The organism is Streptomyces sp. NBC_00986 (genome assembly GCF_045162565.1).
Classification (GTDB): Bacteria; Actinomycetota; Actinomycetes; order Streptomycetales; family Streptomycetaceae; genus Streptomyces.
The window spans coordinates 3349569-3372591 of sequence record NZ_CP108733.1; the positions used below are offsets into that span (position 1 = coordinate 3349569).

At 70.1% G+C, this 23023-nt stretch carries 23 protein-coding genes; 12 read left to right on the forward strand and 11 right to left on the reverse strand.

The window, feature by feature from the left end; genetic code table 11:
• Positions 1-34 precede the first annotated feature (34 nt).
• The 7 genes from OG504_RS14575 to OG504_RS14605 all read right to left on the reverse strand — a co-directional run bounded on the left by OG504_RS14575 (position 35) and on the right by OG504_RS14605 (position 6648).
• Positions 35-1369 carry an NtaA/DmoA family FMN-dependent monooxygenase gene (locus OG504_RS14575; RefSeq protein WP_405990222.1) on the reverse strand — a complete coding sequence of 445 codons (1335 nt, stop codon included), beginning with the start codon at positions 1367-1369 and terminating at the stop codon, positions 35-37.
• Entirely contained in the window at positions 1366-2025 is a 660-nt protein-coding gene (locus OG504_RS14580) for a cysteine hydrolase family protein (RefSeq protein ID WP_405990223.1), read from the reverse strand. The genes OG504_RS14575 and OG504_RS14580 overlap by 4 nt, the downstream gene beginning before the upstream one ends.
• Positions 2025-3086, reverse strand: a complete 1062-nt coding sequence (locus tag OG504_RS14585; protein WP_405990224.1) for an LLM class flavin-dependent oxidoreductase — start codon at positions 3084-3086, stop codon at positions 2025-2027. The genes OG504_RS14580 and OG504_RS14585 overlap by 1 nt, the downstream gene beginning before the upstream one ends.
• Positions 3087-3125: 39 nt before the next feature.
• The gene (locus OG504_RS14590; RefSeq protein ID WP_405990225.1) at positions 3126-4235 is read right to left on the reverse strand and encodes an ABC transporter substrate-binding protein; all 1110 of its coding nucleotides are present in this window, start codon (positions 4233-4235) and stop codon (positions 3126-3128) included.
• A gap of 107 nt (positions 4236-4342) precedes the next feature.
• Positions 4343-5200: an ABC transporter permease gene (locus tag OG504_RS14595; protein WP_405990226.1), complete on the reverse strand. Its 858-nt coding sequence runs from the start codon at positions 5198-5200 to the stop codon at positions 4343-4345.
• A 17-nt stretch (positions 5201-5217) separates the two neighbouring features.
• On the reverse strand, positions 5218-6042 hold the full coding sequence (locus tag OG504_RS14600) for an ABC transporter ATP-binding protein (protein WP_405990227.1): 825 nt from the start codon (positions 6040-6042) through the stop codon (positions 5218-5220).
• A 150-nt stretch (positions 6043-6192) separates the two neighbouring features.
• Positions 6193-6648: a hypothetical protein gene (locus OG504_RS14605; protein ID WP_405990228.1), complete on the reverse strand. Its 456-nt coding sequence runs from the start codon at positions 6646-6648 to the stop codon at positions 6193-6195.
• A 45-nt stretch (positions 6649-6693) separates the two neighbouring features.
• Here OG504_RS14605 and OG504_RS14610 point away from each other — a divergent pair, with 45 nt between their 5' ends.
• From OG504_RS14610 to OG504_RS14640, 7 genes are all read left to right on the forward strand, one after another.
• Complete coding sequence (locus OG504_RS14610) at positions 6694-7377, forward strand: TetR/AcrR family transcriptional regulator (protein WP_405990229.1); 684 nt, start codon at positions 6694-6696, stop codon at positions 7375-7377.
• 104 nt (positions 7378-7481) lie between these two features.
• Complete coding sequence (locus OG504_RS14615) at positions 7482-8093, forward strand: TIGR03086 family metal-binding protein (RefSeq protein WP_405990230.1); 612 nt, start codon at positions 7482-7484, stop codon at positions 8091-8093.
• A gap of 134 nt (positions 8094-8227) precedes the next feature.
• On the forward strand, positions 8228-9016 hold the full coding sequence (locus OG504_RS14620; protein WP_405990231.1) for a DUF4142 domain-containing protein: 789 nt from the start codon (positions 8228-8230) through the stop codon (positions 9014-9016).
• Between the two features lie 141 nt (positions 9017-9157).
• Positions 9158-10525, forward strand: a complete 1368-nt coding sequence (locus tag OG504_RS14625) for a DUF692 domain-containing protein (RefSeq protein ID WP_405990232.1) — start codon at positions 9158-9160, stop codon at positions 10523-10525.
• Positions 10526-10660: 135 nt separating this feature from the next.
• On the forward strand, positions 10661-11431 hold the full coding sequence (locus OG504_RS14630; protein ID WP_405990233.1) for a DUF4142 domain-containing protein: 771 nt from the start codon (positions 10661-10663) through the stop codon (positions 11429-11431).
• A 117-nt stretch (positions 11432-11548) separates the two neighbouring features.
• A complete protein-coding gene (locus OG504_RS14635) occupies positions 11549-12325 on the forward strand; it encodes a TIGR04222 domain-containing membrane protein (protein WP_405990234.1) in 777 nt (258 codons plus the stop codon).
• A gap of 134 nt (positions 12326-12459) precedes the next feature.
• Complete coding sequence (locus tag OG504_RS14640) at positions 12460-14061, forward strand: alpha/beta hydrolase (protein ID WP_405990235.1); 1602 nt, start codon at positions 12460-12462, stop codon at positions 14059-14061.
• 64 nt (positions 14062-14125) lie between these two features.
• Here OG504_RS14640 and hemQ read toward each other — a convergent pair whose 3' ends face one another.
• Together hemQ and hemG are read right to left on the reverse strand one after the other, a co-directional pair.
• Entirely contained in the window at positions 14126-14857 is a 732-nt protein-coding gene (gene hemQ, locus OG504_RS14645; RefSeq protein ID WP_405990236.1) for a hydrogen peroxide-dependent heme synthase, read from the reverse strand.
• A gap of 4 nt (positions 14858-14861) precedes the next feature.
• On the reverse strand, positions 14862-16292 hold the full coding sequence (gene hemG / locus OG504_RS14650; protein WP_405990237.1) for a protoporphyrinogen oxidase: 1431 nt from the start codon (positions 16290-16292) through the stop codon (positions 14862-14864).
• A gap of 174 nt (positions 16293-16466) precedes the next feature.
• Between hemG and OG504_RS14655 the strand changes: the two genes are divergently transcribed.
• Positions 16467-17402 carry a DUF4349 domain-containing protein gene (locus tag OG504_RS14655; protein WP_405990238.1) on the forward strand — a complete coding sequence of 312 codons (936 nt, stop codon included), beginning with the start codon at positions 16467-16469 and terminating at the stop codon, positions 17400-17402.
• Between the two features lie 27 nt (positions 17403-17429).
• Positions 17430-18830, forward strand: a complete 1401-nt coding sequence (locus tag OG504_RS14660; RefSeq protein ID WP_405990239.1) for an FAD-dependent oxidoreductase — start codon at positions 17430-17432, stop codon at positions 18828-18830.
• A gap of 5 nt (positions 18831-18835) precedes the next feature.
• Here OG504_RS14660 and OG504_RS14665 read toward each other — a convergent pair whose 3' ends face one another.
• A complete protein-coding gene (locus tag OG504_RS14665; protein WP_033285029.1) occupies positions 18836-19159 on the reverse strand; it encodes a hypothetical protein in 324 nt (107 codons plus the stop codon).
• 125 nt (positions 19160-19284) lie between these two features.
• On the opposite strand from OG504_RS14665, the gene OG504_RS14670 reads away from it, so the two are divergent.
• Positions 19285-20109 (forward strand): rhomboid family intramembrane serine protease, encoded by an 825-nt coding sequence (locus OG504_RS14670; protein ID WP_405990240.1) that lies wholly within the window; start codon positions 19285-19287, stop codon positions 20107-20109.
• Positions 20110-20118: 9 nt separating this feature from the next.
• On the opposite strand, the gene hemE is transcribed toward OG504_RS14670, so the two are convergent.
• A complete protein-coding gene (hemE, locus tag OG504_RS14675; protein ID WP_405990241.1) occupies positions 20119-21186 on the reverse strand; it encodes a uroporphyrinogen decarboxylase in 1068 nt (355 codons plus the stop codon).
• 147 nt (positions 21187-21333) lie between these two features.
• Between hemE and OG504_RS14680 the strand changes: the two genes are divergently transcribed.
• Together OG504_RS14680 and OG504_RS14685 are read left to right on the forward strand one after the other, a co-directional pair.
• Entirely contained in the window at positions 21334-21960 is a 627-nt protein-coding gene (locus OG504_RS14680) for a DUF3000 domain-containing protein (RefSeq protein WP_405990242.1), read from the forward strand.
• Between the two features lie 237 nt (positions 21961-22197).
• Positions 22198-22860: a response regulator transcription factor gene (locus OG504_RS14685; protein ID WP_030605794.1), complete on the forward strand. Its 663-nt coding sequence runs from the start codon at positions 22198-22200 to the stop codon at positions 22858-22860.
• Positions 22861-23023 lie beyond the last annotated feature (163 nt).

A 23023-nucleotide genomic window follows, 5' to 3' on the forward strand; every position in this document is an offset into this window, starting at 1 on the left:
ACCCGCACTCGCGCCCGCACTCACCGCGGGCATCTCAAACTGCCAGGTTCTCGCGGAGAGTCGGCCCCTGGTACGGCGGCGCGAGCGCACCGCGACGACGCAGCTCGGGCAGCAGCAGTTCGCTGATCCCGGCGAAGCCGGAGGGCATGGCGAGCGGGCTGGAGAACATGAAGCCGCCGCGTGCTCCGGTCGAGGCGAAGGTCTCCTCCAACGCGTCGGCCACGGCGGCGGGATCGCCGACGACGCTGTGGTCCAGGCCCGTCGCCCTCCCCCGCCCGTGCTCGAAGAACTCGCTACGGCTCATGGTGTGGTCCGCGCCGAACTCCGCGACGAGCGAGCCGACGATCCCCGCGGGACTCGCGTTGGCGGCGGCCAACTCGTCGCGCAGCTCTCCGAGTTGGAAGGAGGCCGGAAGCGTCGAGAAGTCGTAACCGGCGTTGTGCGAGAGATAGGTGGCGACGGCCTCCTCGTTCCAGAACTCGTGCACCGCCTCGCAGCGCGCCGACGCCTCGGCCTTCGTGCGGCCGACGATCACCTGGGTCGCCCAGAGGATGCCCACGTGGTCCGGGTCCCGCCCCTCGGCGAGGAGCGCCTCGTCGAGCAGTTTGCGGTGGCGCTGCTGGCCGGCGAGATTGCCGCCGAAGCCGAAGACGAGGTCGGCGAAGCGGGCCGAAGCGGCAATGCCCCGGGGCGAGTTGCCGGCCTGGACGATGAGCGGGTGGTACTGCGGACCGGGTACGGACGCGAGCGGGCCCTTGACGGTGAAGAAGCGCCCCTCGTGGTCGATGGGGTGCACCTTCTCGGGGTCGGCGAACCGCCCCGTGCTGCGGTCGCGGACGATGGCGTCCGGGGCGACGGAGTCCCACAACGCCCGGCAGACGTCGACGAATTCCTCCATCCGCTCGTAGCGCAGGTCGTGGTCCATCAGCTCGGCGAACCCGTAGTTGGCCGCGTCGGCGCCGCGCGTGGAGGCGACCACGTTGAAGGCGATCCGGCCGCCGGTCACATGGTCGAGCGAGTTCAACAGCCGTGCGACGTAGAAGGGATGCATGAACGTCGAGGAGTACGTCAGCCCGAAGCCGACCTTCTCCGTCACCGTGGACATCGCGGCGATCACCGGCGCCATGTCGTGGCGCGGCCACTGGATGCCCCACTCCACGGCCGGTGCGATGCTGCCCCGCCAGGTACTGGGGATGCCGCTGCCGTCACCGAAGAACAGCAGGCCCACGCCCGCGCGTTCGGCGGTCTGCGCCAGCTCCATGAACATACGGACGTCCGGGAAGTCCCGCCCGATCCACGAGCCCTGTCGCGCCCAGGCGCCCTCGGTGTGGGTGAAGGAGAGGTCGTAGCCGATGTGCATTCCGGTCATCGCACGGCCTTCTTCCACAGCTCGGCCACTTCGTCGGCGTCGCTCAATACGGCCACGTTCAGGCCCAGTTGGAACAGGGCGGCGGCGTTGACGTGGTGGTCGTAGGCGGTCGTCGTGTCCTGCGGTACGACGACGGGCCAGTCGAGTTGGACGGCGTCCTGAGCGGTGGCGTACACGCAGCACTCGCTCGTCAGGCCGACGACGGTGAGCCAGTCGTGGCCGGCGGCGCGCAGCCGCGCGTCGAGATCCGTACCGAGGAAGCCGCTGTAGCCACGCTTGACGACCCGCAACTCCCCTTCTTCCGGCTGCATTTGATACCACTCGGCGCCGGACGTCCCGATGCGGCACGGCTCGTCGGGGCTCATGGGCGCGTCGTAGTCACCCTCGCGCAGCCAGTTGCTCGACCGCCACGGTCGCGCCGGGTCGCTGCCCAACTCAACCCAGACGACGGGTACTTCGGCGGCGCGCGCGGTGTCGACGAGTTCGGCGATACGGGTGACCGTCCGGTCGAGGGTCGCCAGCGCCGTGTCCGTCAGGCCGTAGGCCCCCAGCCGGTCCGGGTCGGCGAAGTCACGCTGCACATCCACGACGACGAGCGCGGGCCTGCTGAACGGCCCGGCGAGTTGGGCGAGTTGTCTGTCCCGCAGATCGGACATCAGGCCGCCACCTCGTCGTGGGCGCGCAGCTCGGGCAGCACGGTCTCGCCGAACAGCAGCATGTCCTCGTCGTACTCCGGGAAGATCAGCATGAGTCCGTCGAGGTCGGCCTCCCGCACGATGTACTCGATGTGCTCGGTGACCGTACGGGCCGAACCGGCGACGTACGGCGTCTGGAACGCCGCCTCCCCATTGGCGCCGTCGGCCCACGCGCGGGCCTGGTCCGCGGGGACGCCCCAGGTGTGCCGCATATGCGCGAGCGCCTCGCGGTCCACGCCGACGCCCCACTCCTTGACCTTCTTGACGGCCAGTTCGTCGGTGTCGTCCTGGACGACGGTGAGCATCGAATACGTCTTGCAGACACGGCCGTTGGCCTTCGCCCGCGCATGCACGTCGGCCGAGAGCGACCGCATGTCGTCGAGGCTGTCGGCGGCGAGAAAGGCACCGTCGGCGTACCGCGCCTGGAACCGCCGCGCGTCCTCGGACCGCCCCGCGCTGATGAGGGTCGGCCGGGTCGCCGGATGCGGACGGGACTCGCAGTCGACGAGATCGAAGTACGGGGTGCGCAGGGTGACCGAGTCCTCGGTCCACAGCCGCGTGACCGCCTCCGTCCACAACTCCGTCATCCGGTAACGGTCTTCATGACTCAACTCCGGGTCCCAGTCGCCGAATTGCTCGAACTCCCCCGCGTACGACCCGTTCACGATGTTCATCCCGGCCCGCCCGCCGGAGATGTCCTGAAGCGTGGTGAGCATCTTCGCCGCGACGGCGGGATTGTGGATGTTCGCGTGCAGAGTCGCCCAGATCTTGACCCGGCTGGTCGCCTCGGCGAGCGCCGCCATCATCGTCATCGACTCCAGCGAACGGCCCCAGTGGTCCGTACTCCCCCCGAAACCACGCCACTTGGCCATCGACATCACGAAGTCGAGCCCGATGCTCTCCGCGTGCACGGCGGCACGCTTGTTGTACGCGTAGGTCGCCTCGGGATGCGGCGCGGTGGTGGACAGCATCCAGCCGCCGTTCCCGATGGGAAGGAAGATTCCATACTCTTTCGCGGGCACGTCACGGACCTTTCTACGGCTCTGCGGGTCTCTTGGTTCTTACGGCGCGGGCCAGACGAGCTTGTCGCCGCTGTAGATGTCCTTGACGAAGGACGTGTCGAACCACCCCGTTGCCTTGGCGGCGGTCACACTGCTCGGCACGATCTTGAACTGGTGCAGCATGGCCACGAGTTGGGTGACGTTGTCGGGGTCGACACCGCCGAGCGGCTGTCCGGGCGTCGGGTTCTCCTTGACGACCTGCGTCTCGGTCTTCCAGATCGTCGCGTTCAGCTTCTTGTCGTAGGTCGGACCGGACAACTTGGCCGCGTAGCCGACGCATTCGGTGATGTGCGCCTCGCTGGCGGAGCAGTACTGGTACGCGTGCAGCGCGGCCCGCAACACGTCCTCGACGGCATGCGGATGCGCCTTGGCGAACGCCGGGTTGACCGCCATCGCCCCGATCGAACTCGGAATCTTGTAGTCGACCGGCTTCCACACGGTGACGTCCTTGCCGGCCGCCTTCAGCTGATTCGGCTCGTTGGACACGAACCCGGTGAGCGCCTCAAGCCCACCCTGCTTACGCGGCAGCACCGAGGGGTCGTACCCCTCCTTGACCAGCTTGAGCGAGTCCCACTTGACCCCGGCCTTGACCAGCATCGCCTCGACGGCAGCGGGAACATACCCCTTGTGCCCGACGACCTTCCCGTCCAGCTGGGTCAGATCGGTGATGTCCTTGTTCGTCATCAGAATGTCGAGCCCGGCATTCGAGTACGAGGAAATCCCCTTGATGTCAATCCCGTTGGCCTGCGCCTGAATCAGATCCTGCTCGGAGATAGCGGACACGGTCGCCTGTCCCCCGGCGAGCAACTTGGTGTTCTGCGCGGTGTCGCCACTGCCCGGCTTGAGGTCGACGGTGAGGCAAAGGTCCTTGAAGTAGCCGAGCTTGGCGGCCGCGATGTATTCGAGGATCGAGACAGAGGACTGGAACTGGTACCCGGAGAGGTACGTGATCTTCCCGGCGGCCTTGTTCTCGGCACACCGCTTGGCAGAAATCGCGGACCCGGCCGAGCCGGCGGAGGAACTGTCGTCCGACCCGGAGCCACATCCGGCGACTCCGAGCACCAAAACGGCGGCGACGAGGGCAGATCTGGTGAGGCGATAACGAGGCATGGGTGGACTCCAAACTGGCTGAATGCCGGTGAGTTGAGCGCCCCCAAAGGGGCGCGGGGAACTGCGCGACCAGCCCCCACCGGCCCGCAGATAAAGAACAGTCCCTACTACTCCTGCACGCTGTCGTGCCAATGCAACACACGTCGCTCGACCAACGTGACGGCCAGCAACAGCAAGACGCCCATCACCGCAAGCACGAGGATCGAGGCGTAGACAACAGGGAGTTGATTCATGGAGGAGGCCACACTGATCGCGGTGCCCAGTCCCCCCGTGGACCCGGACGCCGACATCTCCGCCACCACCGCCCCGATGATCGACAGCGGAAAGACGATACGCAGCGCGGCAAAGAGATACGGCAGCGCGTTGGGCACACGCACATGCCACAACAACTCGACCCGGCTCGCATCCATCGTCCGATACACCTGCAACACCTGCTGCGGCACAGACCGCAACCCCGTAGCCGTGTTGATGAGAATCGGAAAGAAACAGATCAACCCAGTGATGATCAGCTTGGGCATCGGCCCGAACCCGAAGGCCACGACAAGCGCCGGCGCGATGGCAACCAACGGCGTCACATTGAGGACAACAGCGATCGGCATCACCGCCCGCCGCACCAACGGCAGTTCACTCGTCAGCACCGCGAGGACGAACGCCCCGACGAACCCCATTCCCAGCCCGGCCGTAGCCTCGCCAAGGGTGACAAGCGCGTTGTGGACGTAGTAGCCGAGTTCATCGGACAGCGAACTACCGACGTCGGACAACGGCGGCAACAGATAAGGAAGTTGCTCAGCTCCCCAGTGCCAGAGCCCGCCGAGCAGCACCAGCATCACCACAAGCGGCAGCCACACGGCCGGCCGGATCCACCCGATCCGCGACCTCGGGTGCTTCAGGCTGAACCGGGACGGCTCGACAGGCGACGGTGTCTTCGTCACCGGAGCGGTGGTGCGTTCGTCGGCAACAGTCACGTCCCTCACGCCCCCACTCACGCGGCTTCACTGCTCCACGCGCGCCGCAGCCGCTCTCTCACCAGGTCCTCGTACTCGTGGAACCGCCGTTCCCCGAAGAGCCGTTCACCACGTGGCCGAGGCAGGTCGACGTCGATGCTCTCGACGATCCGGCCGGGGTTCGGCGCCATGACGACGACGGTGTCGGAGAGCCGTACGGCCTCGGAGACGGAGTGGGTGACGAACAGGACGGTCGTCCTCAACTCCTCCCACAGGTCGAGGAGTTGGTCCTGAAGGCTCTCGCGGGTGAACTCGTCGAGCGCCGAGAAGGGCTCGTCCATGACGAGCACATCCGGCTGCAGCCCGAACGCCCGCACGATCGCGGCGCGTTGGCGCATGCCGCCGGACAACTGGGCCGGGAGCTTGTGCAGGGCGTCGCCGAGACCGGCCTTGACGAGGAGTTCCTCCATGTCGGGAACCGCCGTCTGCCGCTCGGCGAAGTCCGCGATGCGCTCACGCCGCTTGCCCGCGCCCCTGTTGATCTTCTGCGGCAGCGTGACGTTGCGCAGGACCGACAGCCACGGCAGCAGCGCCGGGCTCTGCGGCACGAGGCCGATCATCTTGGCCGCGCAGGCGTCCGCCGGTGTCACCCCGTGCACCGACACCTCGCCGAGGTCCGGCTGTTCGAGGCCCGCGACGAGACGCAGCAGGGTGGACTTTCCGCAGCCGCTGGGGCCGATGAGACTGACGAAACGGCCCGACGGCACCGTCAGGTGGACGTCGTCGAGAGCCGTGGTCGCGGCGGACCCGAAGCCGTAGACCCGTCGTACCGACCGCAGTTCGAGTGCTGGCGTACCAGTCACCTTCACGCTCCCATCCATGTCGCGGGCACAAGTGCCCGATCCTGGAAGTCGGAGAGCGTGCGTAGCGAGTGCGACTGACTGCCACGCGGAAATCCGCTTAGGTGCCCCCGACCGTAGGAAGATTGTGTTTCGGGACAGCGCAGTTGACTGTTACGGGCGTTTTACGTCTGGCTTCGCCGAAGATCGCAGCGGAGCGACCGCGCTGCCGTCGAAGACCTGGATCTCGATCCCGAGGTCCGCCGCGGCCCGCGCCACCCAGCCGCCGAGCGCCTGCACGATCAGCTCGGTGACCAGCAGCACCGCACGCTCGGCGGTCGGTACGGACTCCCGCAGCCAGAGCAGTTTGAACATGTCCGCCATGACCTTGTTGCGGTACGCGGGCTTGTACGCACCCTGATTGCCGACCAGTTGGACGAGTACGCGGCAGCCCGCGTCGATCCCCTCGACCTCGACCCGGCTGCCGTCGGGCAGCATGAGCGGCTTCGGGCGCAGCGGCGTACCGAGGCGGTCGCCGAGCGCGAGCAGCATGCGGCGCTCGACGGAACCCTCGGCGAACCGGCTCCACTCGGTGGGGGCGTCCAGGACGATCAGGTGCACGCGCCGCATCCTAGGAAGAGTCCGTTTCCCCCGTGTTGCTTAGGGTGGACCACCATGAGAGCGGGCGGAGCGACAAGGACACCTGACGAGTACGCGGGTACGACACGACCCGACGGCCGGGTCGAGCGGGGCAACCGCACCCGGCAACTGATCCTGCGCCGCACCGTCGACATCGCCTCCGTCGAAGGCCTTGAGGCCCTGACCGTCGGCCGGTTGGCCACCGAGCTGCAGCTCAGCAAGAGCGGGGTGTTCGCGCTCTTCGGCTCCAAGCAGGAGCTGCAACTGGCCACCGTGCGCGAGGCCGCCCGCATCTACACCGAGAAGGTCATCGGGCCCGCCGCCGAAGTCCCGGTCGGCGTGGGCCGGTTGTGGCGGCTGTGCGAGCTGTGGCTGGAGTACTCGCGGGGGCGGGTGTTCCCCGGCGGCTGTTTCTTCTACGGGGTCATCGCCGAGTTCGACGCCCGCTCCGGTCCCGTGCACGACGCGATGGTCGACGCTCAGCGGGCCTGGACGGCCCTCGTGGAGCGGACGGCCGCCGAGGCCCGGGACTCCGGCGAGTTGCGGGCCGACACCGACATACCCCAACTCGCCTTCGAGATCGTCGCGTTGATGGAGACGTCCAACGCGTTCTCGGTCCTGCACGACGAGGAGACCGTGTACCGCCGGGCCCGCGTCGGCATAGCGGCCCGTCTGCGATGCGCGGCCACGAACCCTTCGACGGCTCCTCAAGTCCCCTGACGTACAAGGCATTTCGCCTCCCGACAGACAGCACTTTTCCCCTCACCTCACTTCGGCCGAAAACAAGTAGCACGACCGTTCGCACAGTTTTAGGCTCAAGCCCCATGACAGCCACCGGAACGGACATCGTCGAGCTCGACCGGATCGCCGTGTACGAGGCCCTGCGCGTAGTGGAGTTGGCGCAGGAGGAGGACTGGGGGCGGGACACCCCCTGCGCGGGGTGGGACCTGCGGCGGCTCGTGGCGCACATGGCCGCGCAGCATCACGGGTTCGCGGCCGCCGCGCGCGGCGCGGGTCAGGACAGGGCGTACTGGCGGGAGCCGGAGGACATGAGCAAGCCGGCCCGGACGCACCGCGCGGCGGCCACCGCCGTCCTCGCCGCGTTCGCCGAACCCGGCGCCACCGAGCGGGATTTCACCCTCCCGGAGCTGGGCGCGAGCTTCCCCGGCCGGACCGCGATCGGCTTCCACTTCATCGACTACGTCGTCCACGCCTGGGACGTCGCCGCCACCCTCGGCACGGAACTCGACCTGCCGGACGACGTGTTGGACATCGCGCTGGTGGTGGCCCGACTGGTACCCACCGAACCCGCCGTACGCGGACCGGAGTTCGCCTTCGCCCCGCCGCTCGACGTACCGCCGGAGGCAGGCCCGCTCGACGAGGCGCTACGGCTGCTGGGCCGGACGCCGGAACACTGGCCCGTGAAGGGCCGCTGAACTCGCTCCCTTTGCCTGCCCTTTGAGCAAAGCTGCCCTCCCTTTGAACAAGGAAACCGCCCCGCGCGTACCTCCTGACACTGGCCAAGCGTCAACTTTCCCCAACGACCAGTTGGTTTCCCCGGGAGGCTCCCTTGCGTCGTATCAACGGTACGGCTGTGTTCATCGCCACCATTTTCGCCACCACCGGTGCGCTCGTCTTTCCCGTGTGGTCGTACGCCGACCGGGCGGGGACCGGGCAGGCGAACGTGGCGGCGGGCACCGTGAACACCGAGTGGGGGCCCTTGACGGCCGCCGACAGGGATCTGATCGTGCGGGTGCGGCTGGCCGGGCTGTGGGAGCTGCCGGCCGGGCAGCAGGCGATCGAGCGGGCGCCCAGCCAGGCGATCAAGGAGGCCGGGGACCATCTCATCGTCGGCCACACCGACCTCGACAAGCGGGTGCGGATCATCGCGGCCCAGCTCGGTGTCGCGCTGCCGAACGTGCCGAACGAGCAACAGCAGGGCTGGCTGCGGGAGATGAGCGCGGCGACCGGCGCCGAGTACGAGTACAAGTTCGCCAACCTGCTGCGGGCCGCGCACGGCAAGATCTTCCCGGCCATCGGCGCCGTACGGAACACCACGCGGAACACGCTCGTACGGCAGCTCGCCTCGGACGCCAACCAGACCGTGCTCGACCACATCACGGTGCTGGAGAAGACCGGGCGGGTCGACTTCGACGCCATCGCCAACGAGATCGCCAACGCCTCGACCGCCAGCCCGACCGGCCCCGCCGCGCCGGCGCCCGGCCAGCAGGCGCCGTCCGCACCGGCCGCCGAGGCGAGCGGCAACATCGGCGCCACCTCGCGCCCGTCCCCGGCGGCACCGGGCACGGTCAACACCGGCCGCCCGGATCCGGTCGACTCGAACGGCATTCTGGGCTAGGAGACCGCTCCCCGAACCTCAAATGTTGCTCTGAAGGTGACGCGGGCGGGGTTCGGGTCCCGGCGCCGGGGCGATACCTCCGTCACGCCGGAACAGCGGCCATGAGGAGTTCATGGATTTCCTGGAGGACGGGGACGGACGTTGAAGCGACTGGGGACAGGCATCGGCTGGCGACCGGAGATCGCGGACGCCGTGGAGCGTATGCCGGGCATCGACTGGGTCGAGGCGGTGGCCGAGAACGTCTGCCCCGGCCACCTCCCCGACTCCCTCCTACGGCTGCGCGAACGCGGCGTGACTGTGATCCCGCACGGCGTCTCCCTGGGCCTCGGCGGCGCCGACCGCCCGGACGAGGCCAGGCTGACGGCGCTCGCCGAGCGGGTCGAGGCGCTGGGCGCACCGCTGGTCACGGAGCACATCGCGTTCGTCCGCGCGGGCGGCCCCCTGACCGCCTCCCCACTCCTGGAAGCCGGCCACCTGCTGCCCGTACCGCGCACCCGGGACGCCCTCGACGTGCTCTGCGAGAACATCCGCATCGCCCAGGACGCACTGCCCGTACCCCTCGCCGTCGAGAACATCGCCGCGCTGCTGGCCTGGCCGGGCGAGGAGATGACCGAGGGACAGTTCCTGTACGAACTGGCCGACCGCACCGGCGTACGCCTCCTCATCGACGTCGCCAACCTGCACACCAACCACGTCAACCGCGGCGAGGACCCGGCCAAGGCCCTCGCCGAACTCCCCGTCGAGGCGATCGCGTACGTCCATGTCGCGGGCGGCGTCGAACGCGACGGCGTCTGGCACGACACCCACGCCCACCCGGTCCCCGCCCCGGTCCTCGCGATCCTGACCGATCTCGCGTCCCGCGTCTCCCCGCCCGGGGTGCTGCTGGAGCGGGACGACAACTTCCCCGAACCGGCCGTGCTGGAGCGGGAGTTGGAGGCGATTCAGGGGGCGCTGACCAAGGGATGGGCGCGGGCGGCCGCGAGCAGGGTTCCTGCGCGGGAAGCGCGGGCGACAAAGGCCGCAAGGGCATCGAAAGCAGCACACATTCCCCAAACCGCCGCCGCTCAGCCCACCCCTCCCCCTCCCCCAACCGCCCCCACCCGCCAGCGCCTCGCCCTCGCCCAGACCGCCCTCCTCTCCGCCCTGGTCGCCGGGACTCCCGTTCCCGACGGGTTCGACCGTGTGCGGCTCGGTGTGCAAGCGCGGGCGCTCGGGGTGAAGCGGGCCGATGTCGTGGCGAAGGTGGCGCCCGAACTGCCGGAGATTCTCGGGGACTTGTACCGACCGGCCTTCCTCGCGTACGCGCACTCGCACCCGATGACCGGCGGTTACCGACGGGACGCGCTGGACTTCGCCGGGCAGCTGCTGCTGTCGGGCGGGCCCGAGGACGCGGAGGTGCGGCGGGAGTTGCGGGAGTGGTGGCTGGAGCGCTCGGGGCCCGTCCCGCGGTCGACGCGGCCCGCGGTCCGGCTCGCCCGCGCCACCCGGCGGGTGCTGCTGCGCCGTTGAGGGATCTGGGCGGGGCTGCTGTGCGGCTGACGTGGGGCCTTGGAAGGTGACAGTGACTCCGCAGTAATATTGCGGTCCCGCACGCGAAGCGCACGAAAAGCACACTCACGTGCGGTGCCGTAACAGGAGGCACCCATGCGACCGCGACCACCCGTACAGGGCCGAGGCATATTCAGTGGCACCGGCGTCATCGTCATCGGCCTGACCGCGACGCTGGCCGCGCTGGTCTTCCCGGTCTGGTCCTACGCCGACCGGTCCGGGACGACGAGTGCCAGCGTGCTCAGCGACCAGACCGTGACCACGCAGTACGGGCCGTTGTCCGCCCTGGACCGGGACTTCGTCACCAGGGTCCGGCTGGCCGGGCTGTGGGAGCTGCCGGCCGGGCAGCAGGCCGAGGAGAAGGGCACCACCGCGGCCGTACGGACGGCGGGACAGCACCTCATCGACGGACACACGTTCCTGGACGAGCGGGTGCGGGATGTCGCCGCCCGGCTCGGGGTGCCGCTGCCCAACCAGCCCAACGCTCAGCAGCAGCAGTGGCTCGCGACACTCAACGCGGCGCGGGGCGTGGACTTCGACCGCAAGTTCGCCAACATCCTGCGCCTCGCGCACGGCAAGGTGTTCACGGTGGTCGCGCAGGTCCGCGCCACCACCCAGAACTCGCTGGTCCGCGCCCTCGCCGACGACGCCAACACGACCGTCCTGGACCACATCAAGGTCCTGGAGGCCACCGGGTACGTCGACTTCGCCGCGCTGGCCCGGGACATGGCCGCGTCGAGCTCGCCGGTGCCCAGCGTCTCCGCCGCGGCCGACCCCGGTCAGGTGGTCCCGCTGACCCCGTCGGTCTCGCCGACCTACACGCTCCCGCCGGCCGCCTCCGCCCCACCGCCGTCGGCACAGCCGTAGAACCGTTTCGGCCGTAGTCCGTTTCCGGACATTCGGAACGTCACATACCGACAACGCTCCGTCCGGATTGTGAACAAGGCATGGCGTCGCACTGGGCCTTTGGCATAGAAACTTGGCATGTTCTGGGTCCTTCTCCTGCTCCTGGCCTGGGCCGTCGCCGGCACGGCGTGCACGCGGCTGTGCCTGGCCGCCGTCAGAGCGGCGGCCGTCGACACGGACGACACGGGCACGGGACACGATCTGACGCTCTACGAGGCGGCGTTCCTGTCCGGCGGCCCCGCGCGGGTCGCCGATCTGACGCTCGTCTCCATGGCGCGGCAGCACCGGCTGCTGCTCGCGCACACCGGCTGGGCGACCGTCGTCGACCCGCGCGGCCGGGACGCCATCGAGCGGTCGGTGATAGGCGCCATCGGGCCCGATGGGCAGTCCAGGATCGGCCCGGTGCGGGCCACCGCGGCGGCCACGGACGCGGTGCGCGAGGTCGCGGTCCGGCTCGTCGACGCGGGTCTGGCCGTACCGGACGGGAGCACTACGACCGTTGCGTCCGGGGTACGGCAGGTGCGGGGCGCCGCGCTCGTCGTGCTCGCGCTGGGCGCGACCGCGCTGCTGACGCCGGGGGCCGAGATGCCGCGGGGGCTGGTCGCGCTCTGGTTCGCGCTGCCGCTGGCCCTCACGCTGAGCTGTCTGGCCATCGCGCGCGTCGAGGTGCACCCGTACTCGCGCTGGGCCTCCCCGGCCGGTCAGCGGCTGCTGGGCACGCTGGCCCGGCACGCGGGCAGCGGGGACGACCGTACGTATCTGACGTCCGTCGCCGTACGCGGCATCCGCGCGGTCGGCGAACCGGATCTACGGGCGGCCTTCGCGCACCGCGAGCAGTACGAGTGGCGCCGCTGACCACAGCGTGAAGGCGCTCCCCGGGGGCGCACAGGGGTCATTGGGGCCGACACCGCCCGATGGTGCTTGCCTTCGCCAACAGCCGAACGAAACATCCCTTTTGTTGCTGCCGTGCTCCGAAGGGATACCCCACCATGCGAGCCGCCGCCCTGTACTCGGCCGCCGGGTCCTTGCTCCTCACCACCCTCGCCGCCGCCCCGGCCACCGGTACCCCCGGCGTTCCGGGCGTCCGGGCAGCCGAACTGACCGGCACCGCGCTGGCCGCCGCGCACGCCCGGGCGGCGGGCATCACCTTCGGGAAGTGCCCCGACGCCCAGGACCTGCCCGGCACCATGGAGTGCGGCACGGTCTCCGTCCCGCTCGACTACGCGCACCCCGACGGCAAGCAGATCAGGCTGACCGTCAGCCGCGCCCGGGCCACCCACAAGGACCCGCACAACAGCAAGCGCAGAGTGCCCGGCCAGGGCTCCCTGGTCTACAACCCAGGCGGCCCCGGCGCCTCCGGCCTCTACTTCCCGCTGATCGGCATGCTCCCCGAGTGGAAGCGCATCGCGTCGGCCTACGACCTCGTCGGCTACGCCCCGCGCGGCGTCGACAAGTCGGCGCCCCTGTCCTGCGAGGACCCCAAGCACTTCTTCAAGGCGCCCTCGCAGTCGCCGACGTACCCCTCGGAGTCGTACAAGAAAGAACGCATCGCCGAGGCCAAGTCCTACGCGCGCGGCTGCGCCAAGCGCTCCGGCAGCAAGCTCCGCTTCTACACCTCCCTCAACAACGCCCGCGACCTGGACGTCCTGCGCGCCGCGCTCGGCGAGGACCGGCTGACGTTCATGGGGGCGTCCTACGGGACGTACTTCGGGGCGCTGTACGCGACGCTGTTCCCCACGCACGTACGGCGGATGGTGTTCGACTCGGCGGTGAACCCGGACCCCGAGCAGATCTGGTATCGCAACAACCTCGACCAGTCGGCCGCGTTCGAGGGCCGCTGGACGGACTTCCGCGAGTGGATCGCCAGGCACGACGACGTCTACGGGCTCGGCGACACGGCGGAGAAGGTGCTCGGCAACTACCGCAAGGCCGAGGCGCGGCTCGCCGAGAAGCCCGCCGGCGGCAAGGTGGGGCCGGCGCAGTTGCAGGGCGCGATCCTGTCCGCCGGGTACTACGACGACTACTGGCCGCACAGTGCCGCCGCGTTGTCGTCGTACCTGAAGGGCGACCCGAAGCCGTTGATCCAGCAGGCCGGGCCTACGCCGGGGGCGGCCGTCGAGGCGGAGAACGGGAATGCGGTGTACACGGCCGTCGAGTGCAATGACGCGGCCTGGCCTACCGATTGGCAGACCTGGGACCGGGACAACACTCGGCTCGCTCGGGTGGCGCCGTTCGAGACGTGGGACAACGTGTGGATGAATCTGCCCTGTGCGTACTGGCCCGAGCCGCGTCAGCAGCCCCTGGATGTGCGCACGGGCCCGGGTGAGTTGCCGCCGGTGCTGATCATGGCTGCTGAGCGGGATGCGGCTACGCCTTATGACGGGGCGTTGGAGTTGCAGCGGCGGTTGTTCGGCTCTGTGTTGGTGACTGAGCGGGATGCGGGGACGCATGGGATCGCGGGGGGATCCAACAAGTGCGTCAACGGGTATTTGGATGCGTACCTGTTGGAGGGGCGGCTGCCTGAGCGGCGTGCGGCTTGCGCGCCGCATCAGGAGCCGAAACCGAGTGCTGCGCGGTCAGGTAGTAAGTAGTCTGCGAGCCGGTGGGGGCTGGTCGCGCAGTTCCCCGCGCCCCTAAAAGCCTAAAACAGGGCGACTACGCCAGGCCTGCTACCAAGTCGCCGATGTCCTTGCGGCGGCCCGTGTAGAACGGGACCTCTTCTCGGACGTGCATGCGGGCCTCGGAGGCTCGGAGGTGGCGCATGAGGTCGACGATGCGGTAGAGCTCGTCGGCCTCGAAGGCGAGGAGCCATTCGTAGTCGCCGAGGGAGAAGGACGCGACCGTGTTGGCGCGGACGTCGGGGTAGCCGCGGGCCATCTTGCCGTGGTCGGCGAGCATGCGGCGGCGGTCCTCGTCGGGGAGCAGGTACCAGTCGTAGGAGCGCACGAACGGGTACACGCTGATGTAGTTGCGCGGGGTCTCGTCGGCCAGGAAGGCCGGGATGTGCGAGCGGTTGAACTCGGCGGGGCGGTGCAGCGCCATGTTCGACCAGACCGGCTCCAGGGCGCGGCCGAGCTTCGTGCGGCGGAAGAGGTTGTACGCCTCCTGGAGCTGGTCGGCGGTCTCGGCGTGCCACCAGATCATGAGGTCGGCGTCGGCACGCAGGCCCGAGACGTCGTACGTGCCGCGGACCGTGACGTCTTTCGCGGCGAGCTGGTCGAACAGCTCCTGGACCTCGTCGGCGTAACCGGCGCGGTCCTCGGGCAGCACGTCCTTCAGCTTGAAGACGGACCACAGGGTGTAGCGGATGGCCTCGTTGAGGTCCTTGGCCAGCTTGCCCTTGTTCGGGACACGGCCGGGGTCGGTGGTGGGGGCGTCGTCGCTCATGGGGCTATTCTCCCGCTCCGCCGGAGGCGCTCGGCACCGGGTCACCGGTCAGCCGCTCGACGGCCGCGTACGCGCTCGCGATGGTCGCCGGGATGCCTACGCCGTCGTACGCAGCGCCGCAGACCGCCAGGCCGGGGAGCTTGCCCACGTGTTCGCGGATGCGGGCCACGCGCGCGTGGTGGCCTACCGGGTACTGGGGCAGGCCGTCGGTCCAGCGGGTGACTCGGGTCGCGAGGGGCTCGGCGTCGAGGCCGGTGGCCTCGCGCAGGTCGTGCCGGGAGACGTCGACCAGGCCCGTGTCGTCGCGCTCCAGGATCGTCGTCTCGCCGTACCGGCCCACCGAGGTGCGCAGGACCAGCACGTCCGGGTTCTCGTCGGCGATCCAGCCCCACTTCTGGGAGGCGAAGGTGGACGCCTTGATGGTGCGGCCGTCGACCGGTGGCACCAAGAAGCCGCTGCCTTCGGGGAGTTCGATGTCCGCGCGGCGGTAGGCGAGGGTGATCAGGGCCATCGAGGCGTACTCGACGGCGGCCAACTCGGCGGCGGCGCCCGGTGCTTCGGGCCGTAGCAGCTCGGCGGCGACAGGTGCGGGGACGGCGACGATCACGCCGTCGGCTTCGAGCACGCGGCCTCCGGCGACGACGCGCCAGCCCGATGCCCCGGTGCGGCGCAGCTCCGTGACCGGTGTTCCGGTGCGGATCTCGGCGCCCCGCGCGCGTGCCGACTCCGCGACGGCGAGCGGGAGTTGGCCCACTCCGCCCTGGATGCCCATGAAGACCGGGCCGGTCTGCTGTGCGGCGGCGGCGCGCTCCTGAATGCCGCGGACGGCCTCGGTGAGGGAGTCGTGGGTCTTCGCGGCCTGGTACAGCTGCGGGACTGCGGAGCGCATCGAGATGCGGTACGCGTCGCCTGCGTAGACCCCGCCCAGGAGGGGCTCGACGAGGCGGTCGACGACCTCGCGGCCGAGGCGGGCCGCCACGTACTCGCCGACCGCCACGTCGTCGCCGACCTCCGTGCGGGGCAGGTCGGCGTCGCGCTCGATGCGGTGCAGGCCCTCGTCCGAGAGAACTCCGGAGAGGGCGGAGGCGGTGCCGGGGACGCCCATGACGTGGCCCTTGGGCATGGGGCGCAGCGCACCCCGGGTCCAGATCGACGCGGTGGACGTGGCGGGCGACTGGAGGCGGTCGGTGAGGCCCACCTCGCGGGCCAGCGCGACGGCCTCGGGGCGGCGGGCCAGCATCGACTCGGCGCCGAGGTCCACGCGGGCGCCCGCGATCTCACCGGGCAGCAGCTTGCCGCCGACCCGCTCCGACGCCTCGACGACGGTCACGCGCACGCCTCTGTCCAGCAGCCGGTGTGCGGCGGCCAGCCCGCCGATCCCGGCGCCGATGACGACGACATGCCCTGTGCCCGTACGAGTCTCCACTTCACGCATGCACCCAGCCTCTCAGACCCCACTGACAGTCCGACTCCGGGCCGGTGTCCGACGCGGTGTCCGGTGCGAGTCCCGACCGTGACCGCATCGGGACCGTTTACCGCCAACGTCCCGCCCGGTCCCGGCGTCGAAGGTGCGTCAGTCGTCACGACGAAACCCCGGGGGTAGCGACACATGCGCACACGACACTCCGTACGGCCTGTCCAGGCCCTGGCCGCGGTCCTGCTGGCCTCGGCGCTCGCGCTGGCCGGGTGCAGCGGCGGCGCGAGCGACAAGAGTTCCACTGCCAGCGATGCCGGCGCGGGCGCGAACGACAAGGCCGTCGCTCCGCAGGAAGGCGCGGCGGGCAGCGGCAACGCCCGGAACACCAAGACGACGCCCAAGCTCACCGCGACCAGCATCATCCGTACGGCCTCGCTGTCCGTGCGGGTCAAGGACGTGCCGAAGGCCCTCGACGAGGCCCGCACCACCACCGAGAACGCGGGCGGGTTCGTCGGCAACGAGTCGACCAGCCGCGACGGGCAGGGCCACGAGCGCACGCGGGTCGTCCTGCGGGTGCCCAGCGACAAGTACGACGAGGTCCTCGCCGACCTGGAGGGCGCGGGCAAGCTGCTCGACCGCACCGCGAAGGCGCAGGACGTCACCGACCAGGTGGTGGACGTGGAGAGCCGTATCGCCTCGCAGCGGGCCAGCGTGGCACGCGTGCGTGACCTGATGGACCGGGCCACCAAGCTCAGTGATGTGGTGGAGCTGGAGGGCGAGTTGAGCACCCGCGAGTCCGACCTGGAGGCGCTGCTCGCCCAACAGGCCTCCCTGAAGGACCGCACCAGCCTGGCCACCATCACGCTGTCCCTGTCGCAGACCCCGGTGGCGAAGGCCGCCGCGAAGGACGACAGTCCCGGCTTCGTGGACGCTGTGGCGGGCGGCTGGCACGTCTTCGTGACGATGCTGCGCTGGATCGCCCTGGCGCTCGGCGCGGTACTGCCGTTCGCGGCCGTGGCGGCGCTGGCGCTCGTCGTGTGGCTGCGTCTCGTACGACCGCGCCGGGCGGCGACCGTTCCGGCGGCCACCGGAGTGAGCGCTCTGCCGGAAGAGGGCAGCCAGGACTGAAATGATCGGTCCCCGTAGCGTGTTCGCATGAGCATGAGCCGTGCGAGGGGTACCCGGGAACGACTGGTCGTCATCGGCGGAGACGCCGCGGGCATGTCCGCGGCGTCACAGGCACGGCGCCTCAAGGGGCCGGACGAGCTGGAGATCGTGGCCTTCGAGCGCGGCCACTTCACCTCGTACTCGGCGTGCGGCATCCCCTACTGGGTGGGCGGTGACGTGTCCGCCCCGGAGGAGTTGATCGCCCGCACCCCGGAGGAGCACCGCGAGCGGGACATCGACCTGCGCATGCGCACCGAGGTCGTCGAACTCGACGTCGCGGGTGGGCGGGTACGCGCGCGTGACGTCGATTCCGGGGAGGAGTCCTGGACGTCGTACGACAAGCTCGTGATCGGGACCGGGGCGCGGCCGATCCGGCCGGACATGCCCGGGGTGGACGCGCCCGGCGTGCACGGGGTGCAGACGCTCGACGACGGGCAGGCACTGCTCGACTCGCTGGCACGCACGCGTGGGCGTCGGGCCGTGGTGGTCGGGGCCGGGTACATCGGGGTCGAGATGGCCGAGGCGTTCGTCAACCGCGGGTATGACGTCACCGTCGTCAACAGGGGCAAGGAGCCGATGTCCACGCTCGACCCGGACATGGGGCGCCTGGTGCACAAGGCGATGGCGGGCCTGGGCATCACCATGGTCGACGACGCCCACGTCACCGAGCTGCGCACCGGGGACGACGGACGGGTGCGGGCCGTGGTCACGGAGGACGCGGAGTATCCGGCGGATGTCGTGGTGCTCGGGATCGGTGTACGGCCCGAGACGACGCTCGCGAAGGCGGCCGGGCTGCCGGTCGGGCAGCACGACGGGTTGCTCACCGACCTGGCGATGCGGGTGCGCGGGCACGAGAACATCTGGGCCGGGGGCGACTGCGTCGAGGTGCTCGACCTGGTCTCCGGGCAGGAGCGGCACATCGCCCTGGGGACCCACGCCAACAAGCACGGGCAGGTCATCGGCACCAATGTGGGCGGCGGTTACGCCACCTTCCCCGGGGTGGTCGGCACCGCCGTGAGCAAGGTGTGCGATCTGGAGATCGCGCGTACCGGGCTGCGCGAGAAGGACGCCCACCGCGCGGGCCTGCGGTTCGAGACGGTCACCATCGAGTCGACCAGCCGCGCGGGCTACTACCCCGAGGCCGCCCTCATGACGGTGAAGATGCTCGCCGAACGCCGTACCGGCAGGCTCCTGGGCGTGCAGATCGTCGGCCGGGAGGGCGCCGCGAAGCGTGTCGACATCGCGGCGGTCGCCCTCACGGCTCGTATGACGGTGGAACAGATGACGGCCCTGGACCTGGGCTACGCCCCGCCGTTCTCCCCGGTGTGGGACCCGGTCCTGGTGGCGGCCCGAAAGGCGGCCGCCAAGGTCCAGGCGGGCCTGCGGTAAAGCGTTTACGCCGTGCCGTTGATGCGGTCTATCGCCTGCCGTGCCTGCTCGGCCGGCGGCCTGGCGGGCAGGGACGAGACGGACGCGCTCGGCGGCACCATCGCGGCGGGCTGAGCCCCGGCCGGCTTCGCGTGGGCGCCCAGCGCGTTGGACCGCAGCCGGTTGCTCACCGCCTCGTCCAGGGTGACCGGCCGCTGCATCTGCGCGGCCATGCGTCCCGCCTCCTGGCCGAGCCGGGCGACGTCCTCCCAGGGGAGGCGCACCACCAGGGAGATCTCGGCCTCGCCGTCGGGCGTGGCGGTCATCTGAGGGGAAATACGGTCGTTCATCGCCTGTTCCTCACGTCGTCCCCGCGACACGCCTTCCCCGCACCGCGGGCGGTTGAGGAGTCATACGCACAGGCGGACGGCGGTGTTCACCGGTTCGCCGCGCGTATCGGGGGCACTAATCCCTTGTGGTCATCCCCGTCCATGACGTGAACCCGGTGCGCCGCACCCCTTGGGTGACGTATGCGCTCATCGCCGCGAACGTGCTCGTCTTCCTGTTCACGCCCGGAATGGCGGGCTCCGTGGCGGGCGGCAGCGACCTCTCGCAGCTGTGCCATCTGCAGGCGTTCCTGGACCACTACGCGGCCGTACCGCGGGAGTTGATCCACCACCAGATGCCGCAGCTCGTCCCGACCGGCGCCGTCCAGGCGGGCCCCGGCGGCCCTGCGTGCGCGGCCGGCCCGCCGACCTACGACAAGTCGGCCCCGCTGAGCGTCTTCACCGCGATGTTCCTGCACGGCAGCTGGATCCACCTGCTGGGCAACATGCTGTTCCTGATGATCTTCGGCAACAACGTCGAGGACCGCATGGGCCACATCCGCTTCACGCTCTTCTACGTGGTCTGCGGTTACGCGGCGGGCTACGGCTTCGCGCTGCTCAACGACAACTCGGCCGACCCCCTGATCGGCGCCTCCGGGGCGATCGCCGGTGTCCTGGGCGCGTATCTGGTGCTGTACGCGAAGGCCAGGGTGTGGGTCCTGGTGCCGTTCCTGTTCTTCCTGCCACTACGCCTGCCCGCCTGGCTGGTGCTGGGCTTCTGGTTCGTGCTCCAGGCGTTCTACTCGTCCGGCGAGGGCGTCTCCGACGCGGGCACCGTGGCGTACGAGGCGCATGTCGTCGGGTTCCTGGTGGGCATGCTGCTCGCCTGGCCGCTCAAGGCGGGCACGCCCCCGCCGCCGGAACCGCGCGGCCTGCTGTTCGGCAGGCGGGCGAGGCCCCGGCACACGTGGTGAGCGCGGACTTCAGCCGGCGGTCTGGGTGTGGACGTACTCGGCGAGCCGGGTGAGCGAGTCCGGGTCGGTGGACGGCATCACGCCGTGCCCGAGGTTGAAGATGTGCCCCTCCAGGCCCTTCGCCGACTCGAGGACCTCGCGGGTCTTCGCCTCGACGACCTCCGTGGAGGCGAACAGGACGGTCGGGTCGAGGTTGCCCTGGAGCGCCTTGCCGGGGCCGACGCGGCGGGCGGCCTCGTCGAGCGGGACGCGCCAGTCGACGCCGACGACGTCCGCGCCGGCCTCGCCCATCAGGCCGAGCAGCTCGCCGGTGCCGACACCGAAGTGGATGCGCGGGACGCCGTAGCCCTCGACCGCCTGGAGGACCTTCGCGGAGGCGGGGAGCACCGAGCGGCGGTAGTCGGCCGGGGCGAGGGCGCCGGCCCAGGAGTCGAAGAGCTGGACGGCGCTGGCGCCCGCCTCGATCTGGACCTTGAGGAAGGCGGCCGTGATGTCGGCGAGGCGGTCCAGGAGGTCGGCCCAGAGCTCGGGGTCGCCGTACATGATCGCCTTGGCGTTCTCGTACGTGCGGGACGGGCCGCCCTCGATGAGGTAGCTCGCGAGGGTGAACGGGGCGCCGGCGAAGCCGATGAGGGGGGTCGGGCCGAGCTCGGCGGTCAGCAGGCCGATGGCCTCCGTGACGTAGGAGACGTCATCGGGGGTGAGGTCGCGGAGCCGGGCCAGGTCGGCGCGGGTGCGGATCGGTTTCTCGACGACCGGGCCGACGCCGGGCTTGATGTCGAGGTCGATGCCGATGGCCTTGAGCGGGACGACGATGTCGCTGAAGTAGACCGCCGCGTCCACGTTGTGCCTGCGCACCGGCTGGAGGGTGATCTCGGCGACCAGCTCGGGGCGCGTGCAGGAGTCGAGCATCGCGATGCCCTCGCGCGCCTTGTGGTACTCCGGCAGCGAGCGCCCGGCCTGCCGCATGAACCACACGGGTGTGTGCGGAACGGGCTCACGCCTGGCCGCCTTCATGAAGGCGGAGTCGTAAGTGGCGGTCGGCTGCTGGCCCGCGGGGCTCTGGTTGGCACTCACGGGGGCAAGTCTCGCACGGCGCCAGAAGGCGATTACACGGTGTGCTGAGCGGAAGAGCGGGTGTCTAGTCCCGCACGATGCCTCCGTTCCCCTTAATCTTCCCGCATGGCTGCGGCTCAGGGACGATTGTCGGATGGCGCTGACGGGATGGACGACTCCAAGGAGGGGGACCGGGATGGGGGCGGTGCGGCGCCGCCGGCTTTCCAGGCCGCGGTCCAGGCCCTGAAGAACAGTCGGCTGAGGCCGCAGATCGAGATCGATCCGACGCCCGCTCCCCAGCGGCTCGCCCCCTTCGCGTACGCGCTGGAGGCCGCGGTCGTCGACGGCGACCAGGACCTGGCCGACGGCCGGCTGGTGCTGCTGCACGACCCGGACGGGCACGACGCCTGGCACGGCACGTTCCGGCTGGTGACGCTGGTGCGCGCGGAGCTGGAGCCGGAGATGGCGGCGGACCCGCTGCTGCCCGACGTGTGCTGGTCCTGGCTGACCGGCGCGCTCCAGGCGCGCGGACTGACGTACGGCGAGCCGAGCGGCACCGTCACCCGCGCCAGCTCCCACTACTTCGGCGGACTGTCCGAGCGGCCGTCCGCGTCCCAGATCGAGATCCGTGCCTCGTGGACTCCGCGCGAGGGGCTCGGCGGCGTCCCGGACACGGCGGCGCATCTGGCCTCCTGGTGCGATCTGCTGGCCCAGGTCGCGGGCCTGCCCCCGGCGGGCCCGGGCGACGCGTCCATCGTCACGCTGCCGCAGCGCCGGGGCCCGCAGTCACGCTGAGCCTTACCCGAGGCACACCGAGGTCTTACCGAGCACTTCCGGTGTCTTTGTCGATACGGCCACTTTCAATCAGGAGTGGCCCATCGAACGAGCCGTTTCGTTCACCGAACGATCGACAGCATGTCCGAATTGCACTGATTGCTACTCACTAAATCGTGATCTTTCTCTAAAGGACCTGGGGTTTGGTGCCGAAGACGACTGTGACCTTGAAAGTCGTCCCACACCCCAGGAGGCCTGGTGTCCGTTCTCCTCGAGCAGCCCGCAAGCCTGGTCGCCTACCGCCCGAACAAGCCGACCGCCATGGTGGTCGTGGCCGACCCGCGCGTACGCTCCACCGTCACCCGCCACCTGTGGGCGCTCGGTGTGCGCGACGTCATCGAGGCCTCGTCCGTCGCGGAGGCTCGTCCCCGCATCGGCAACCCCCGCGACATCTGTGTGGCAGACGTCCACCTTCCCGACGGTTCCGGTCTCACCCTGCTCTCCGAGACCAGAGCCGCAGGCTGGCCCAACGGCCTGGCCCTGTCCGCCGCCGACGACATCGGTGCCGTGCGCAACGCCCTCGCGGGCGGCGTCAAGGGCTACGTCGTCACCGGCACCCGCACCAACGTCGGGCTCCCCACCCGGCCCGGCGCCGCCCCCATCGGCTCCGCCGCGGCCCGTATGCACCGCCGCCCCCCGGGTTCCCCGAGCCACCCGGGTGGCTACCGCGAACTGTCCGGCCGTGAGGTCGAGGTCCTGCGTCTGGTCGCGGAGGGCCAGTCGAACAAGGCCATCGGCGTCTCCATGGGCCTGTCCGCACTGACCGTCAAGAGCCACCTCGCCCGTATCGCCCGCAAGCTCGGCACGGGTGACCGCGCCGGCATGGTCGCGGTGGCGCTGCGCACCGGAATCATCCACTGACCCTGTCCCGCGACCCCGTCCCCGCATCTCCTTCCGCTCTCCTTCCCGCTCCCCCTTCGAGCCGTGAACCGGATCTTTCACTTACCTGACTGGTTTACGACCCCCAGACGCCCGTCGACGGAACGTTCCGTCGGCGGGCGTTGTCCATACACGGATACCCTTG